We start from the raw sequence: 15,472 nt of genomic DNA on the forward strand, positions 1-15,472 counted from the left end.
TGGATGAAAATCATCATCCTCGGTGCGGGGCAGGTCGGCGGTTCGCTGGCTGAACACCTGGCGAGCGAAGCCAACGACATCACCGTGGTCGACACCGACGGCGAGCGCCTGCGCGACCTCGGCGACCGCCTCGACATCCGCACCATTCAGGGCCGCGGCTCGCTGCCGTCGGTGCTGCGCCAGGCCGGCGCCGACGATGCCGACATGCTGGTGGCGGTGACCAACAGCGACGAGACCAACATGGTCGCCTGCCAGGTCGCGCACACGCTGTTCCACACCCCGACCAAAATCGCCCGGGTGCGCGAAGCGTCCTACCTCAATCGCGAAGAACAGCTGTTCCAGAACGAAGCGATTCCGGTCGACGTGCTGATCAGCCCCGAGCAGGTGGTGACCAACTACATCAAACGCCTGATCCAGCATCCGGGCGCGCTGCAAGTGATCGACTTCGCCGAAGGCCAGGCGCAACTGGTGGCGGTGCGCGCCTATTACGGCGGGCCGCTGGTGGGCCAACAGCTGCGCCAGCTGCGCGAACACATGCCGAATGTCGAGACGCGTGTCGCGGCGATTTTCCGCCGTGACCGACCGATCCTGCCGCAAGGCGACACGGTGATCGAGGCCGATGACGAAGTCTTCTTCATCGCCGCCCGTGAGAATATTCGCGCGGTGATGAGCGAAATGCGCCGCCTCGACGAAACCTACAAGCGCATCGTGATTGCCGGCGGCGGGCAGATCGGCGAGCGCCTGGCCGAGGCCATCGAAAGCCGCTATCAGGTGAAGATTATCGAGATGAACCCGGCACGCTGCCGCTACCTCTCGGATACCCTCGACAGTACCGTGGTGTTGCAGGGCAGCGCGTCGGACCGTGATCTGCTGCTGGAAGAGAACATCGCCGACGCCGACATCTTCCTCGCCCTGACCAACGATGACGAAGCCAACATCATGTCGTCGTTGCTGGCCAAACGCCTGGGCGCGAAGAAGGTGATGACGATCATCAACAACCCAGCGTACGTCGACCTGATCCAGGGCGGCGACATCGACATCGCCATCAGCCCGCAACTGGCGACCATCGGCACGCTGCTGGCCCACGTACGGCGTGGCGATATCGTCAGCGTGCACTCACTGCGCCGGGGCGCGGCGGAAGCCATCGAGGCGATTGCCCACGGTGATGCGAAGTCGAGCAAGGTCATCGGCCGACCGATCGAGAAAATCGGCCTGCCACCGGGCAGCACGATTGGCGCGATCATCCGCAACGAAGAAGTGATCATCGCCCACGACGATACGGTGATCGAAACCGGTGACCATGTGATTCTGTTCCTTGTGGATAAAAAGCATATCCGCGATGTGGAGAAGCTGTTTCATGTGGGTCTCAGCTTCTTCTGATCCGGATTACTGGGTGATCAGACCTGGCCCCATCGCGAGCAGGCTCACTCCTACAGGGGAACGCATTCCAAATGTGGGAGCGGGCTTGCTCGCGAAAGCGGTGTAACTGACACCGATCAACACCTGTCACTCCACAGAAAAGGACTCTGCCCATGCTCGAATCCCTGGAAAAAATGCTCGCCAAGGGTGTGGATAACTCATTGCTGCGCTTCGGCCTCGGCAAGGGTTATCTGGATTTGGGCGAGAACGCCAAAGCCGCCGAACATTTCCAGCGCTGTGTCGGCTTCGACCCGAAGTACTCGGCGGCGTGGAAGCTATTGGGCAAGGCGCAACTCGCACTAGGCGATCACGCCGCCGCAAGGCAGGCATGGGAACAAGGTCTGGAAGCCGCCCGCGCCCATGGCGACAAGCAGGCCGAGAAGGAGATGGCGGTGTTTCTGAAGAAGCTCGATCGTCAGGCGCAATAAGCTAGAGATAGCGCAGGCCGATGCCCTCGGCATCCACCGTCACCACTTCCATTCGCACCCGTGGCGCGCCGGTGGGCAAGCCCTGCACTTGCCCGTAAACCACAGCGCCCTTGGGCAGCGAAGCCAGGCGCGGATGCTGGACGTAGACCCCCGTAGTGGACAGATTGCGCGTCTGCCCGAGGCATTCGCCGAAGCTGTCGTGGGTGATCTTGATGCGGAAAGATTTGCAGTGTTCGGACATCTTTATGCGCCCTTGAATGAACGAGGCTGTGGATAAGCCGCAGAGGCAGGATCAACAGATCGCCGCCTGCGGCAGCTTCTACAGGTTATCCACAGAGTGTGCCAACTTGCTCAGTACCAGCGCGCTTCGCCCGGCGGCCGCTTTTTGAAACGCTTCATGCTCCACATGTACTGGCTCGGATATGCCGCGACATAGCGCTCGACCACCTTGCTCATGGCCGCGCAGGATTCCTCGGTATCGGTGCTGTACATGGCTTCCGGCGCCGCTTCGAGGATCACTTTGTAGCCGGAACCGTCCGGCAGGCGCAGGGCGTGCAGAAACACGCCGACCGCTTTGCCGCCGGCGAGCATGTTCGGCACGAATTTGCTGGTCAGCGCCTGGGTGGCAAAGAACGGCACGAAGATCCCGGCGGATTCGGCCGGTTCCGGGTCAGCCGGAATGCCCACTGCACCACCTTTGCGCACTTCCTTGATGACGCTGAGGATGCCTTCCTTGGTGGAAGCGGCGACTTTGTTGCCCAGTTGCACGCGTTGCTTGCGCAGCAATTCATCCACCGCCTTGAGCTTCGGCGGGCGGTAGAAAATGATCGGTTTGCACTGGCTGCAATAGAAGTGGTTGAGCACTTCCCAGTTGCCCAGGTGGCTGGTGATGCCGACCACGCCTTTACCCGAGGCCAGCGCCTCCTTGAGGATGTCGAGGCCTTCGACTTCGCGCACCAGATCGATGGAGCGCTGGGCCGGCCAGATCCACGCGCAGGCGCTTTCGGTCAGGGACTTGCCGATGTCTTTGAGGCTCTGGCCGACCAGGCGCTCGCGCTCGGCCGGGTCCATCTGTGGAAAACATTTGGCGAGGTTGATCCGCACCACGTCGCGGGAGCGGTTGGGGGTTTTCCACATGATCCAGCCGATCGCCGAACCCACGGCCTGCACGGCCCGCCATGGCAGCAGGGCAAACAGCCGCAGAGCGCCTACCAGCAAGGCGCCTTTAAACTTTTCCACAGGTCACTCCTGATTTTGTGCTGTGCGCGAGGCGGCCATTCTAACCGCCGTTGACCAGCTGCGCGTAGCGATCACAGTCCTGAGTGTGATCCATGACCATGCCCGAGGCCTGCATCAGCGCGTAGCAAATGGTCGGGCCGACGAAGGTGAATCCGGCCTTTTTCAGGGCTTTGCTCATCGCCACGGCTTCGGGGGTGATGGCCGGGACTTCGCTGCGATCCTTGAAATGATTGATGACCGGTTTGTCACCGACAAATGACCAGAGGAAGGCTACCGGATCTTCCAGCGCCAGCCAGGCCTGGGCGTTGCGCCGGGCGGCATTGAGTTTGAGGCGGTTGCGGATGATCCCCGGATCGAGCATCAACTCAGCGATTTCCGCGTCGCTCATCTGCGCCACGCGCTGCACGTCGAAGCCGTACAACACCTCGCGGTAGCGCTCGCGTTTGCGCAGCACGGTGATCCAGGAAAGGCCGGCCTGGAACCCTTCGAGCAAAAGCAACTCGAACAAACCCTGCGCATCGCGTAGCGGCGTGCCCCACTCCTGATCGTGATAAGCCATGTACAGCGGATCTTCGGTACACCAAAAGCAGCGTGGCATAAGGCTCCAGGGGGTGGAGGTGCGACTGAATCGGGTATACTCCCGCTCTTTAAATCGCAGCCCAAGAAACAGGTGAATTTCGTGAGCCAGCCTACGCCAGCCGTGCGTACCTTCCAAGACTTGATCCTCGCGCTCCAGCAATACTGGGCCGAGCAAGGTTGTGTGGTACTTCAGCCCTACGATATGGAAGTAGGCGCCGGCACTTTCCACACCGCGACCTTCCTGCGCGCCATCGGCCCGGAAACCTGGAACGCCGCGTACGTGCAGCCAAGCCGCCGTCCGACTGACGGCCGCTACGGGGAAAACCCGAACCGTCTGCAGCACTACTACCAGTTCCAGGTCGTCCTGAAGCCGAACCCGGACAACTTCCAGGAACTGTACCTGGGCTCGCTCAAGCATGTCGGCCTGGACCCGCTGGTCCACGACATTCGCTTCGTCGAAGACAACTGGGAATCGCCGACCCTCGGCGCCTGGGGTCTGGGCTGGGAAGTCTGGCTCAACGGCATGGAAGTGACCCAGTTCACTTACTTCCAGCAGGCCGGCGGCATCGAATGCTACCCGGTGACCGGCGAGATCACTTACGGTCTCGAGCGTCTGGCCATGTACCTGCAGGGCGTGGATTCGGTCTACGACCTGGTCTGGGCCGACGGTCCGTTCGGCAAGGTGACCTACGGCGACGTGTTCCACCAGAACGAAGTGGAACAGTCCACCTACAACTTCGAACACGCCAACGTCGACAAACTGTTCGAACTGTTCGACTTCTATGAAAGCGAAGCCAAGCGCCTGATCGAACTCGACCAGCCGCTGCCGTTGCCGAGCTACGAAATGGTCCTGAAGGCCTCGCACACCTTCAACCTGCTGGATGCGCGCCGGGCGATCTCGGTGACCGCGCGTCAGCAATACATCCTGCGCGTGCGCACCCTGGCGCGTTCCGTTGCGCAAGCCTACCTGCTGGCCCGCGCCAAGCTGGGCTTCCCGATGGCGACCCCGGACCTGCGTGACGAAGTACTGGCCAAGCTGGAGGCTGCACAATGAGTGCTCAAGATTTTCTGGTTGAACTGGGCACCGAAGAACTGCCACCCAAAGCCCTGAACACCCTGGCTGAAGCGTTCCTCGCCGGTATCGACAAGGGCCTGCAAGCTGCCGGCCTGAGCTACGAAAGCAAAACCGTCTACGCCGCACCGCGTCGTCTGGCCGTGCTGATCACGGCGCTGGCCACACAGCAGCCGGATCGCAGCATCAACCTCGACGGCCCGCCGCGTCAGGCTGCGTTCGACGCTGAGGGCAACCCGACTCAGGCAGCCCTGGGCTTTGCCAAGAAGTGCGGCGTCGAGCTGAGCGAAATCGACCAGAGCGGTCCGAAACTGCGCTACAGCCAGAACATCGCCGGCAAGCCGACCGCGAGCCTGCTGCCGACCATCGTCGAAGATTCGCTGAACGACCTGCCGATCCCGAAACGCATGCGTTGGGGGGCGCGCAAGGAAGAGTTCGTGCGTCCGACCCAGTGGCTGGTGATGCTGCTCGGTGACCAGGTCATCGACTGCACGATCCTCGCGCAAAAGGCTGGCCGCGATTCTCGTGGTCACCGTTTCCACCACCCGGAAAGCGTGCGCATCGGTTCGCCGTCGAGCTATCTGGCCGACCTGCGTGCCGCTTATGTCCTGGCCGATGCCAACGAGCGTCGCGAGATCATCAGCAAGCGCACCGAAGAGCTGGCGACCCGTCAGGAAGGCACCGCGATCGTGCCGCCGGCGTTGCTCGATGAAGTGACCGCGCTGGTCGAATGGCCGGTGCCGCTGGTGTGCTCGTTCGAGGAACGCTTCCTCGACGTGCCGCAGGAAGCACTGATCACCACCATGCAGGACAACCAGAAGTATTTCTGCCTGCTGGATGCCGACGGCAAGTTGCTGCCACGGTTCATCACCGTCGCCAACATCGAAAGCAAGGATCCGCAGCAGATCATCGCCGGTAACGAGAAAGTGGTTCGCCCACGCCTGACCGACGCCGAGTTCTTCTTCAAGCAAGACAAGAAGCAGAAACTCGAAGATTTCAACCTGCGCCTGCAGAACGTGGTGTTCCAGGAAAAACTCGGCAGCGTCTACGACAAGGCCGAGCGCGTGTCGAAACTGGCGGCGTACATCGCCGCACGTATCGGCGGCAACGCTTCGTGGGCGGCCCGTGCCGGCTTGCTGTCGAAGTGCGACCTGGCCACCGAAATGGTCGGCGAGTTCCCGGAGATGCAAGGTGTCGCCGGTTACTACTACGCGCTCAATGACGGCGAGCCGGAAGACGTCGCGCTGGCGCTGAACGAGCAGTACATGCCACGCGGTGCCGGTGCTGAACTGCCGGCGACCCTGACCGGTGCGGCCGTCGCAATCGCCGACAAGCTCGACACCCTGGTCGGCATCTTCGGTATCGGCATGCTGCCAACCGGCAGCAAAGACCCGTATGCCCTGCGTCGTGCGGCACTGGGTGTGCTGCGCATCCTGATCGAGAAAAAACTCGACCTCGATCTGAACGATGCTGTGGCTTTCGCCGTGGCCGCGTTCGGTGCCAAGGTCAAGGCTGCCGGTCTGTCGGACTCGGTACTGGAATTCATCTTCGACCGTCTGCGTGCGCGTTACGAAGACGAAGGCGTTGATGTCGCCACTTACCTGTCGGTACGTGCGCTGAAGCCGGGTTCGGCGCTGGACTTCGACCAGCGTGTACAAGCGGTACAAGCCTTCCGCAAACTGCCGGAAGCTGCAGCGCTGGCGGCGGTCAACAAGCGTGTGTCGAACCTGTTGAGCAAAGTCGAAGGCTCGGTGCCGACCGTGGTCGAAGCCAAATACTTCGACAACGCCAACGAGTTCTCGCTGTACTCGGCGATCCAGCAAGCGGATCAGGCGGTGCAGCCAATGGCCGCAGCGCGTCAGTACAACGAATCGCTGGCACGTCTGGCTGCATTGCGTGAGCCGGTAGACGCGTTCTTCGACGCCGTCATGGTCAATGCCGAAGACGCCAAGGTCCGGGCCAACCGCTACGCGCTGCTGGCGCGCCTGCGTGGTCTGTTCCTCGGGGTTGCCGACATTTCGCTGCTGGGTTGAGGGACTGCTGTTGAAACTGCTGATTCTCGATCGGGACGGAGTGATCAATTACGACTCCGACGCTTATATCAAGTCGGTGGAGGAGTGGATTCCTTTGCCCGGCTCGATCGCAGCGATTGCGCAGTTGAGCAAGGCCGGCTGGACGGTGGCGGTGGCCACCAACCAGTCGGGCATTGCTCGCGGCTATTACGACCTCGCCACCCTCGATGCCATGCACGCGCGCCTGCGCGAGCTGGTGGCGGAGCAGGGCGGTGAAGTCGGGCTGATCGTGTACTGCCCGCATGGCCCGGATGAGGGTTGCGATTGCCGCAAACCGAAACCGGGGATGTTGAAAACCATCGCCGAGCATTACAACGTGGCGCTGACGAATGTCTGGTTCGTCGGCGACAGCCTTGGTGACCTGGAGGCCGCCAAAGCCGTCGATTCACAGCCCGTTTTGGTAAAGACCGGGAAAGGCGAAAAAACTCTGGGCAAGACCCTTCCGGTCGGCACCCTGATTTTTGACGATCTGGCGGCGATTGCCGCAGAACTTATCCACAACTAGAGTGCTTCTGAAGTTCCTGACCAGGGATTGATCGGGAGTGCGCTTGAACAGTCGGGCATCGCCCGTAACGGTAAACGTCGCCATGTCGATACTGCAGGCCATCAGAATCTTCCTCTTTTACCTGCTGCTGGGCACCACTGCCTTGCTGTGGTGCAGCCTGAGCTTTTTTATCGCGCCCTTTTTGCCGTTCAAGGCGCGCTATCGTTTCATCAACGTGTACTGGTGCCGTTGCGCCTTGTGGTTGACCAAGGTGTTTCTCGGCATTCGTTACGAGATCAAAGGCGCGGAAAACGTGCCGGACCGGCCCTGCGTGATTCAGTCGAACCACCAGAGCACTTGGGAGACGTTCTTTCTCTCCGCTTATTTCTCGCCCTTGAGCCAGGTGCTCAAGCGTGAATTGCTGTACGTGCCGTTCTTCGGCTGGGCCATGGCCATGCTGCGGCCGATCGCGATTGACCGCGACAACCCGAAAGCGGCACTCAAGCAAGTGGCCGCCAAAGGCGATGAACTGCTCAAGGATAACGTCTGGGTATTGATCTTCCCTGAAGGCACCCGCGTTCCTTACGGCACCGTCGGCAAGTTCTCCCGCAGTGGCAGCGCGTTGGCGGTGAATGCGGCGCTTCCAGTACTGCCGATTGCACACAATGCCGGCAAATTCTGGCCGAAAATCGGCTGGGGCAAGCAACCGGGCGTGATCACCGTGGTCATCGGCGAGCCGATGTATGCCGAAGGCACTGGCCCGCGCGCCATCGCCGATCTGAACGACCGGGTACAAGCCTGGAACGAACGGACTCAGCGCGAAATGGGTTCGCTTCCGCCGGCACCGCAGGCGCCCGCAGCCAGTGATCAGATGGCTGTCTGAGATTTTGTGGATAACCTGTGTACGGTTTTGTTGAAAAGGCCTGAATCTTTAATTTAAGTGACTGATTTACCTATATATTTCTCAAGCTCATAAAGCACCGTAAAAGGTGCATAAGTTTTTTTCGGAAGTAAAAAAACCGGCTGATATAGCCGGTTTTTTTGTGCCTGTTCACTCCGCGATCAGCGGTAACTGCAGCCTGAACGTGGTGCCTTGATCGACGATGCTGTGGCACTCGATGCTGCCGCCATGATGATCGACCACTGCCTTGACCATCGACAGCCCCAAACCCACACCATCGATACCTTGCGCCGATGAAAAGCGTCGGTACTGCATGAACAGATCCGGCAATTCCTCGGCGGCGATGCCTTTGCCCTGATCGCTCAGTTCACAGCGCAACCAGTCGCCCTGGCAACTGACACTCAACTCGATCGTTGTGTCGGCCGGGCTGTACTTGATGGCGTTTTCCAACAGGTTGAACAAGGCGCGGGTCAGCAGGCCTTGATCTGCGTTGATCAGACGCTCCTGAGATTGTTCGTCCATCGTGTGCAGCAGTTTGATGCTTTTCTGCTGGGCGATGGGCAACGCCTGATCCAGCACGTCCAGCACCAGCATCGCGAACAGGCTGGGCTGAAACTGGTAAGCCTCGGATTCCGCCCGCGCCAGCAACACGAAGCCATCGGTCAATTCCAGCGCGCGGCGGACCTGGCGCTCGATCTGCTCGAACAGCGGTGAATCCGCTCCGGCCTGATGGCGATGCACATCGAGCAGAGCAAGGATCGCCGAATGCGGGGCCCGCAGGTCGTGGGACAGAAAACGCAGCAGTACGCTGCGCTGTTCTTCAGCGGCGCGTTCGGCACTCAGGTCGGTGAGGCTCAGCAGCCAGCCAATGGGAGTATCGCCGTCCACCGGCAGCAATGCCGCCCGCTCCAGACGCAGGCTGCGCTCCTTGTGATCGCGAAACTCCAGCAGTGCCAGGGTGGACAATGCCGGGCGCGGTTCTGTGGACAACTCCGGGTAACCGAGACGGGCCAGTTGCTCGAGAACGTCGCCGCCCACCAGCGGGTGATCGAACAATACCCGAGCCTTGCGATTACCCAAGAGAATCTGCCCCTTGGGATCGCTGATCAGCGTCGCCACCGGCAGGTACTCCAGACCGTCGGCAATGAAGCGCCGGGTATCGCGGGTGCGGCTCATGGCTTGCTCCAGCGCCATGATCTGGCCCTGCAGCTGATCAGCGCTGGTGAATTGCGCGCGGCGCCGTTCCGGAAATACTTTCGGCTCGCGATCCAGCCGCGCCAGCTCCCAGCCAAAGTACGTCAGCACCACGCTCAGGCGCCGCCAGTTCCAGATCAGGTAACCGAACAACATGCCGAGCGCCGATGGGGTCGGTGACCACCAGTGCCGGACTTCCGCCAGCCCGGCGCTGGCCAGCAACACGCACGCCACCCCGCCCAATGTTACCCAGATCGCCCAGCGCGGGCGCCACAGCAGCAAGCCGAGGACACACGCCACCAGCCCCACCGAGAGCAATGCGCTCAAGCCTGGCGACGTGTCGTGCAGATTGATCTGGGCGCGATACGACAACAAGGCAGTCAGCGGCAACAACACTAGACTTATCCACAACCACTCACGGACCAGCCGCCGAAACAGGCGCTGGACCTGACTCGGCTCGCGGCTTTCACGCCGACGCGGGCTATTCATGACAAACAGGGCAGGTGACAGTGAATGGTTTCATGGGTCACAGGTCTGAGGATGTAGATCCGAAGAATCATAGCGGACGACGACCGATGGTGGATTGCTTACTTTCACCGCACAGGCCAAGCCGTTATGGTGGCCGGCCACTGCCCAAGCAACAAGGAACCCACGCGTATGCGCGTTGCGATACTGGACGATGAACCCGCCGAACTGCGTCGGGTCGAGCAAACCCTGCAGCAGATGGCTGCGGCGGGAGACCAGCCCTGGTCGCTGCACAGCTTTGAGCGGGGCGAGGACCTGCTGCGCCAGTTGCGCCGGGACACCTTCGACCTGCTGATACTGGACTGGCAACTGCCCGACCTGACGGGCCTGGCGCTGCTGCGCTGGACCCGTGAGCACATGGAGTCGCCACCCGCCGCGATCATGCTGACCAGCCGCGACGGCGAAAGCGATATCGTCCAGGCGCTGAACGCCGGTGCCGACGATTACGTGAGCAAACCGTTCCGCCCCAACGAGTTGAAAGCCCGAGTCGCCGCCGTACTGCGCCGGCATAGTCAGCAACGCAGTACCGCTGCCGAAGTTCTGACCTTCAATGACCTGACATTCGACGATGCCGAACTGAGCGTCACCCGCGAGGGCAAGGCAGTCATCATGACCGAGCGTGAATACCGCCTGGCGCGCTGCCTGTTCAGTAACCTGGGTCGGCCGTTGTCGCGCGAGTACCTATACGAACGCTTCTGGCCCCATGAAGAAGTGGCGTCGTCACGGCCACTGGATACGCACATCTATCGCCTGCGCAACAAACTGGGGCTGACGGCGGATCGGGGTTGGCAGTTGCTGACCATTTATGGTTATGGCTATCGATTGGAAAGCGTAACGCCAGCTCAGGAATAAAGCCCACCGCATCGTAGCCTTCGGCAGCCCGACAAGAGATCAATGAAGCGTCAGCCCTAATAGCCCGATTGCCAGTTCACGCTCATCATCGCCCATACCCAATTCACGAGGGCTGATGGCGAGGGGAAGATTGAACTTGAGACGCATGAAGCCTTCGCGCGCTATCGACGCTCGTGCTTCGGCCGGGAGCGTAATGTCGAATGTGTTGGAAGCGGTGGTCAGGCTGGCGCCAAGGACCTGGATATCATTAATACGGATCTCCATTGCCTGGCGTGGGTAGGCCTGGGTCACGAAGGTATTGGTTTCGAGCGACACAGCGCTCACATCTGCGCTGGGTCTGAGTATCACTTCAGCCTCTTTGCCGACTGAACCGGTGCCCCATGCTTCGGAGTCCCACCAGCCTTTGGCAAGCGCGGTACTCCCCGTACTTCCTTCCGTGAACTGGATTCTCTCGCCGAGCCTGACCGCGGGGATCAGCTCGTGCAAATCGGCTTCAGGAAATTGTGGGCACTCGGAACAGCGTTTCCAACCCGGTGCGAGCACCTGAAAACCGTCGACTTTTATCAGCGAATCGGTACTTCGATCGATGGTGAATGCCGCTTGAAGCGTTGAACGCTGATCGAGAACGTAGAGGGAATCAGCCTCGAAACGTCCTGATGCAATGACCTTGGCTGCCGCGCTCTGCGCGGACTGCAGAGACGCATAATTCACTCTTCCCAGATAAACCGCGTCCGTTGCGAGATGGTATTTACCCGCGTAATCGGCAAGTTCTATCCAATGGGTCGAATAGCTTTGTGGCTTGATCCATCGCACCTTTTGATAGTGCGACGCTGCGATGCTCCAGAAAGGATCAACCAATGGGGTTTTCCATTGCGCGCTGGGGGAGGCCATCAGTTTGCTGCGAATGGTTTCCCAGCCCGCACGGGTATCGACCACCTGCAGCACGAGTGCTGTCGCGAATAACAGGACCGCAGTACGAGACCTGTAACCACGCACAATCACAAACAGCACCGCAAAGATCGTCGCGTACATGACGGGCCAGATCATCCGGCCAGCTGCGCGGAAAACACCGGCTTTCGCGATGATGAATTCCGGTAGCCAATAGTGGAGTTCGAAGGGACCAATGCCGACATTATTGGAAAACGCATAGATCATCAGCCCGAACAGGGCGAGCAATAACACCCAACGCGGACGAATAACAGAAAGGAACTGACTGCGACCCGACAACAGCAACGGCAGCGCGCAAACGGTTAGAAAAAGCACCCCCAGCCCTGGAAAAGCCAGCCCATCGATATCGCCCGGTACGCCGGGCAAATCACCCAGTACGTAGGACCATCCGGCAGAGTCGAAGAAGGTCAGCACATTGGCGCGCAACAATCCAAACCCGATTAAACCGAGTCCAGCACTATCGACACTGAAATAGCCTGCCTGCCAGCAGCAGAAACCCGTCAGCACCAGGATGCCGGCCAGTTCGGCAAAGGCTTTCCCCGGCGTCAGCTGGCGTTTGATGGTTCTCGCCAGCAAATCCGCCAGCCAGATCAACGCGACCATAGCCAGCAGATAGGCATGCACCAGCGCCGATGCAACCAACAAAGCTGCCCAGGCAAAGGATTGTTTACGGGTAGAAGGGCGCAGGGCCAGATACAAAGCGGCCAGGACCAGAAAATGCCCCGCGAGGGACAAGTGCTCGCCCATCCGAAGAATCATCGCGGGAGCGAAGAGAAAGAGCGCCGAACCGAGCAAGCGCACGATCAGATGGTCGCTGGCCAAACCCATCAGCTTCCACGCAAACCAACTCTGGAGCATGAAACACATCAGGAACCAGAAACCGAAATATTGGAACGGTTCGGGCAATAACGCTGCGAACGGCTTGAAGAGCAACGCAAAGAGCGGGTTTGAATCCGAAAATACGATGGCGTTGCTCAGTTCCAGCCCGTACGACGGATTGAGTCCGACAGGAAATGACCAAGGCGCATTCCTGAAAAACACCCACCCCAAATAATGCGTAGCCGGATCGCCACTGCTCAGCCATGCGATGTTTTGCGGATTCAGCGCTCTGGGGCCAACGACAATCAGAAAGGCCAGCACGCCCATCAATAGAGGTAAAAGATTGACCGGCAAGCGTTTGACCAGATCCTTCATCGATAAACGTCCATTTGTCATGCGCCCGTCAATGTGCAGGCAGAAATCGAGCTGTATCGTACGTAAAAAAAAGCCCGCTTGCGCGGGCTTTCTCTTGCTTTGGCAGGCCGCCCTAGAGGGTGCCCGAACGGTCACTGACCTGGATCAGAAGTCCAGGTTGGAAACCGCCAGCGCATTGCTCTCGATGAAGTCACGGCGAGGTTCGACCGCATCACCCATCAGGGTGTTGAAGATCTGGTCTGCGCCAATGGCGTCTTCGATGGTGACTTTCAGCATGCGGCGCACGCTTGGGTCCATGGTGGTTTCCCACAGCTGATCCGGGTTCATTTCGCCCAGACCTTTGTAGCGCTGGATGGTGTGGCGCTTGGTGCTTTCGGCCATCAGCCAGTCGAGGGCTTCCTTGAACTCGGTAACTGCTTTCTTGCGCTCGCCACGCTGGATGTACGCGCCGTCGTCGAGCAGGGTGCTCAGTTGAGCGCCGAGGGTGACGACGGTCTTGTAGTCGTTGCTGCCGAAGAAGTCGCGGTTGAAGGTGACGTAGTTCGACAGGCCGTGGGAGATCAGCTCGACCTCTGGCAGCCACACGCCACGTTCACGATCTTCACGCAGGCTAGCCTTGTAGACCAGACCCGACTTCTCGACGGTGCGCAGACGTACTTCGTACTGAGCCAGCCAGTCTTGCATCTTGGCGTGGTCGCCAAGCATTTCCAGGCTCACGGCCGGCAGGTAGATGAAGTGCTCGGTCAGTTCCTGCGGGTACAGGCGCGACAGACGTTTGAGGGTCTTCATCACCATGCGGAAGTCGTTGACCAGACGCTCGAGCGCTTCACCGGAAATGCCCGGGGCCTCTTCGTTCAGGTGCAGGCTCGCATCTTCCAAGGCCGACTGCGTCATGTACTCTTCCATGGCGTCGTCGTCTTTGATGTATTGCTCTTGCTTGCCTTTCTTGACCTTGTACAGCGGCGGCTGGGCGATGTAGATGTAGCCGCGCTCGATCAGCTCCGGCAACTGACGGAAGAAGAAGGTCAGCAGCAGGGTACGGATGTGCGAACCGTCGACGTCAGCATCGGTCATGATGATGATGTTGTGATAGCGCAGCTTGTCGATGTTGTACTCTTCGCGCCCGATACCACAGCCCAGTGCGGTGATCAGCGTGCCCACTTCCTGGGACGAGATCATCTTGTCGAAGCGTGCTTTCTCGACGTTGAGGATCTTGCCCTTCAGCGGCAGGATCGCCTGGGTCTTGCGGTTACGCCCCTGCTTGGCAGAGCCGCCCGCGGAGTCACCTTCCACGAGGTACAGTTCAGACAGCGCAGGATCTTTTTCCTGGCAGTCAGCGAGCTTGCCCGGCAGACCGGCGATGTCCAGCGCGCCTTTGCGGCGGGTCATCTCACGGGCCTTGCGCGCCGCTTCACGGGCACGGGCCGCGTCGATCATCTTGCCGACGACCAGCTTGGCTTCGTTCGGGTTTTCCAGCAGGAAGTCAGAGAAGTACTTGCCCATCTCCTGCTCGACCGCGGTCTTCACTTCGGAAGACACCAGCTTGTCTTTGGTCTGCGAGCTGAACTTCGGATCCGGCACCTTCACCGAGATGATCGCGGTCAGGCCTTCACGGGCATCATCACCGGTGGTGGCGACTTTGTGCTTCTTCGCCAGACCTTCCTGCTCGATGTAGTTGTTCAGGTTACGCGTCAGTGCGGAACGGAAACCCACCAGGTGAGTACCGCCGTCGCGCTGCGGAATGTTGTTGGTGAAGCACAACAGGTTCTCGTTGAAGCTGTCGTTCCACTGCAGGGCGATTTCCACGCCGATGCCGTCTTCACGCTGGATGTTGAAGTGGAACACCTGGTTGACCGCAGTCTTGTTGGTATTCAGGTATTCAACGAACGCACGCAGGCCGCCTTCGTACTTGAACAGCTCTTCCTTGCCGCTGCGCTCGTCCTTGAGGACGATGCCGACACCGGAGTTGAGGAAGGACAGTTCACGAATGCGCTTGGCCAGGATGTCCCAGCTGAAGTGAATGTTCTTGAAGGTTTCGCTGGAAGCCTTGAAGTGGATCTGGGTACCAGTGGTTTCGCTGTCGCCAACGATCGCCATCGGCGCCTGAGGTACACCGTGGACGTAGGTCTGCTCCCAGATCTTGCCGCTGCGGCGTACGGTCAGTACCAGCTCTTCGGACAGGGCGTTCACTACCGAAACACCTACACCGTGCAGACCGCCGGATACCTTGTAGGAGTTGTCGTCGAACTTACCGCCAGCGTGGAGGACGGTCATGATGACCTCGGCGGCGGAAACGCCTTCCTCTTTGTGCACGTCTACCGGGATGCCACGGCCGTTGTCTTTGACGGTGATGGACTCATCCGGGTGGATGATGATGCTGATGTCGTCGCAGTGGCCAGCGAGGGCTTCGTCGATCGAGTTGTCGACCACCTCGAACACCATGTGGTGCAGACCGCTGCCATCGTCGGTGTCACCAATGTACATACCGGGACGTTTGCGTACGGCATCCAGGCCTTTCAGCACTTTAATGCTCGTTGAGTCGTACGTATTTTCTTCGCTCAATGC

At 59.9% G+C, this 15,472-nt stretch carries 13 protein-coding genes; 7 read left to right on the top strand and 6 right to left on the bottom strand.

Annotated elements, in window-relative coordinates:
* The first annotated feature begins 3 nt into the window (after window positions 1-3).
* Complete coding sequence (gene trkA / locus LCH64_RS15855; protein WP_003220233.1) at window positions 4-1,380, top strand: Trk system potassium transporter TrkA; 1,377 nt, start codon at window positions 4-6, stop codon at window positions 1,378-1,380.
* Window positions 1,381-1,532: 152 nt separating this feature from the next.
* Window positions 1,533-1,847, top strand: a complete 315-nt coding sequence (locus tag LCH64_RS15860; protein WP_103483994.1) for a tetratricopeptide repeat protein — start codon at window positions 1,533-1,535, stop codon at window positions 1,845-1,847.
* Window position 1,848: 1 nt separating this feature from the next.
* Here the strand turns inward: LCH64_RS15860 and LCH64_RS15865 are convergent, their stop codons facing one another.
* From LCH64_RS15865 to LCH64_RS15875, 3 genes are all read right to left on the bottom strand, one after another.
* Window positions 1,849-2,088 (bottom strand): PilZ domain-containing protein, encoded by a 240-nt coding sequence (locus LCH64_RS15865; protein WP_003220229.1) that lies wholly within the window; start codon window positions 2,086-2,088, stop codon window positions 1,849-1,851.
* Window positions 2,089-2,198: 110 nt separating this feature from the next.
* Window positions 2,199-3,086 (bottom strand): lysophospholipid acyltransferase, encoded by an 888-nt coding sequence (locus LCH64_RS15870; RefSeq protein WP_003220227.1) that lies wholly within the window; start codon window positions 3,084-3,086, stop codon window positions 2,199-2,201.
* Window positions 3,087-3,126: 40 nt separating this feature from the next.
* Window positions 3,127-3,684 carry a DNA-3-methyladenine glycosylase I gene (locus LCH64_RS15875; protein WP_003220226.1) on the bottom strand — a complete coding sequence of 186 codons (558 nt, stop codon included), beginning with the start codon at window positions 3,682-3,684 and terminating at the stop codon, window positions 3,127-3,129.
* A gap of 81 nt (window positions 3,685-3,765) precedes the next feature.
* Between LCH64_RS15875 and glyQ the strand changes: the two genes are divergently transcribed.
* From glyQ to LCH64_RS15895, 4 genes are all read left to right on the top strand, one after another.
* Window positions 3,766-4,719: a glycine--tRNA ligase subunit alpha gene (glyQ, locus tag LCH64_RS15880; RefSeq protein ID WP_003187265.1), complete on the top strand. Its 954-nt coding sequence runs from the start codon at window positions 3,766-3,768 to the stop codon at window positions 4,717-4,719.
* Entirely contained in the window at window positions 4,716-6,770 is a 2,055-nt protein-coding gene (gene glyS, locus LCH64_RS15885; RefSeq protein ID WP_226500712.1) for a glycine--tRNA ligase subunit beta, read from the top strand. Before glyQ ends, glyS begins: the two co-directional genes overlap by 4 nt.
* Before the next feature lie 4 nt (window positions 6,771-6,774).
* On the top strand, window positions 6,775-7,314 hold the full coding sequence (gmhB, locus tag LCH64_RS15890; RefSeq protein WP_177434763.1) for a D-glycero-beta-D-manno-heptose 1,7-bisphosphate 7-phosphatase: 540 nt from the start codon (window positions 6,775-6,777) through the stop codon (window positions 7,312-7,314).
* Window positions 7,315-7,396: 82 nt separating this feature from the next.
* Window positions 7,397-8,176: a lysophospholipid acyltransferase family protein gene (locus LCH64_RS15895; RefSeq protein ID WP_003220219.1), complete on the top strand. Its 780-nt coding sequence runs from the start codon at window positions 7,397-7,399 to the stop codon at window positions 8,174-8,176.
* Window positions 8,177-8,344: 168 nt separating this feature from the next.
* On the opposite strand, the gene LCH64_RS15900 is transcribed toward LCH64_RS15895, so the two are convergent.
* Entirely contained in the window at window positions 8,345-9,877 is a 1,533-nt protein-coding gene (locus LCH64_RS15900; RefSeq protein ID WP_103483998.1) for a HAMP domain-containing sensor histidine kinase, read from the bottom strand.
* 168 nt (window positions 9,878-10,045) lie between these two features.
* On the opposite strand from LCH64_RS15900, the gene LCH64_RS15905 reads away from it, so the two are divergent.
* Window positions 10,046-10,765 (top strand): response regulator transcription factor, encoded by a 720-nt coding sequence (locus LCH64_RS15905; protein ID WP_201136173.1) that lies wholly within the window; start codon window positions 10,046-10,048, stop codon window positions 10,763-10,765.
* Between the two features lie 39 nt (window positions 10,766-10,804).
* On the opposite strand, the gene LCH64_RS15910 is transcribed toward LCH64_RS15905, so the two are convergent.
* Together LCH64_RS15910 and gyrB are read right to left on the bottom strand one after the other, a co-directional pair.
* Window positions 10,805-12,907, bottom strand: a complete 2,103-nt coding sequence (locus LCH64_RS15910; protein ID WP_226500713.1) for a DUF6311 domain-containing protein — start codon at window positions 12,905-12,907, stop codon at window positions 10,805-10,807.
* Between the two features lie 144 nt (window positions 12,908-13,051).
* On the bottom strand, window positions 13,052-15,469 hold the full coding sequence (gyrB, locus tag LCH64_RS15915) for a DNA topoisomerase (ATP-hydrolyzing) subunit B (RefSeq protein ID WP_103484001.1): 2,418 nt from the start codon (window positions 15,467-15,469) through the stop codon (window positions 13,052-13,054).
* Window positions 15,470-15,472: the final 3 nt, after the last annotated feature.

Source organism: Pseudomonas sp. MWU16-30322 (assembly GCF_020515535.1).
In the GTDB taxonomy this organism is placed as follows: domain Bacteria; phylum Pseudomonadota; class Gammaproteobacteria; order Pseudomonadales; family Pseudomonadaceae; genus Aquipseudomonas; species Aquipseudomonas fluorescens_H.

What these genes read in the sequence shown, in the direction of transcription:
- trkA (WP_003220233.1), top strand. Translation starts at nt 4, where the DNA reads ATGAAAATCATCATCCTCGGTGCGGGGCAGGTCGGCGGTTCGCTGGCT.
- LCH64_RS15860 (WP_103483994.1), top strand. Translation starts at nt 1,533, where the DNA reads ATGCTCGAATCCCTGGAAAAAATGCTCGCCAAGGGTGTGGATAACTCA.
- LCH64_RS15865 (WP_003220229.1), bottom strand. Translation starts at nt 2,088, where the DNA reads ATGTCCGAACACTGCAAATCTTTCCGCATCAAGATCACCCACGACAGC.
- LCH64_RS15875 (WP_003220226.1), bottom strand. Translation starts at nt 3,684, where the DNA reads ATGCCACGCTGCTTTTGGTGTACCGAAGATCCGCTGTACATGGCTTAT.
- glyS (WP_226500712.1), top strand. Translation starts at nt 4,716, where the DNA reads ATGAGTGCTCAAGATTTTCTGGTTGAACTGGGCACCGAAGAACTGCCA.
- LCH64_RS15895 (WP_003220219.1), top strand. Translation starts at nt 7,397, where the DNA reads ATGTCGATACTGCAGGCCATCAGAATCTTCCTCTTTTACCTGCTGCTG.
- LCH64_RS15900 (WP_103483998.1), bottom strand. Translation starts at nt 9,877, where the DNA reads ATGAATAGCCCGCGTCGGCGTGAAAGCCGCGAGCCGAGTCAGGTCCAG.
- LCH64_RS15905 (WP_201136173.1), top strand. Translation starts at nt 10,046, where the DNA reads ATGCGCGTTGCGATACTGGACGATGAACCCGCCGAACTGCGTCGGGTC.
- LCH64_RS15910 (WP_226500713.1), bottom strand. Translation starts at nt 12,907, where the DNA reads ATGAAGGATCTGGTCAAACGCTTGCCGGTCAATCTTTTACCTCTATTG.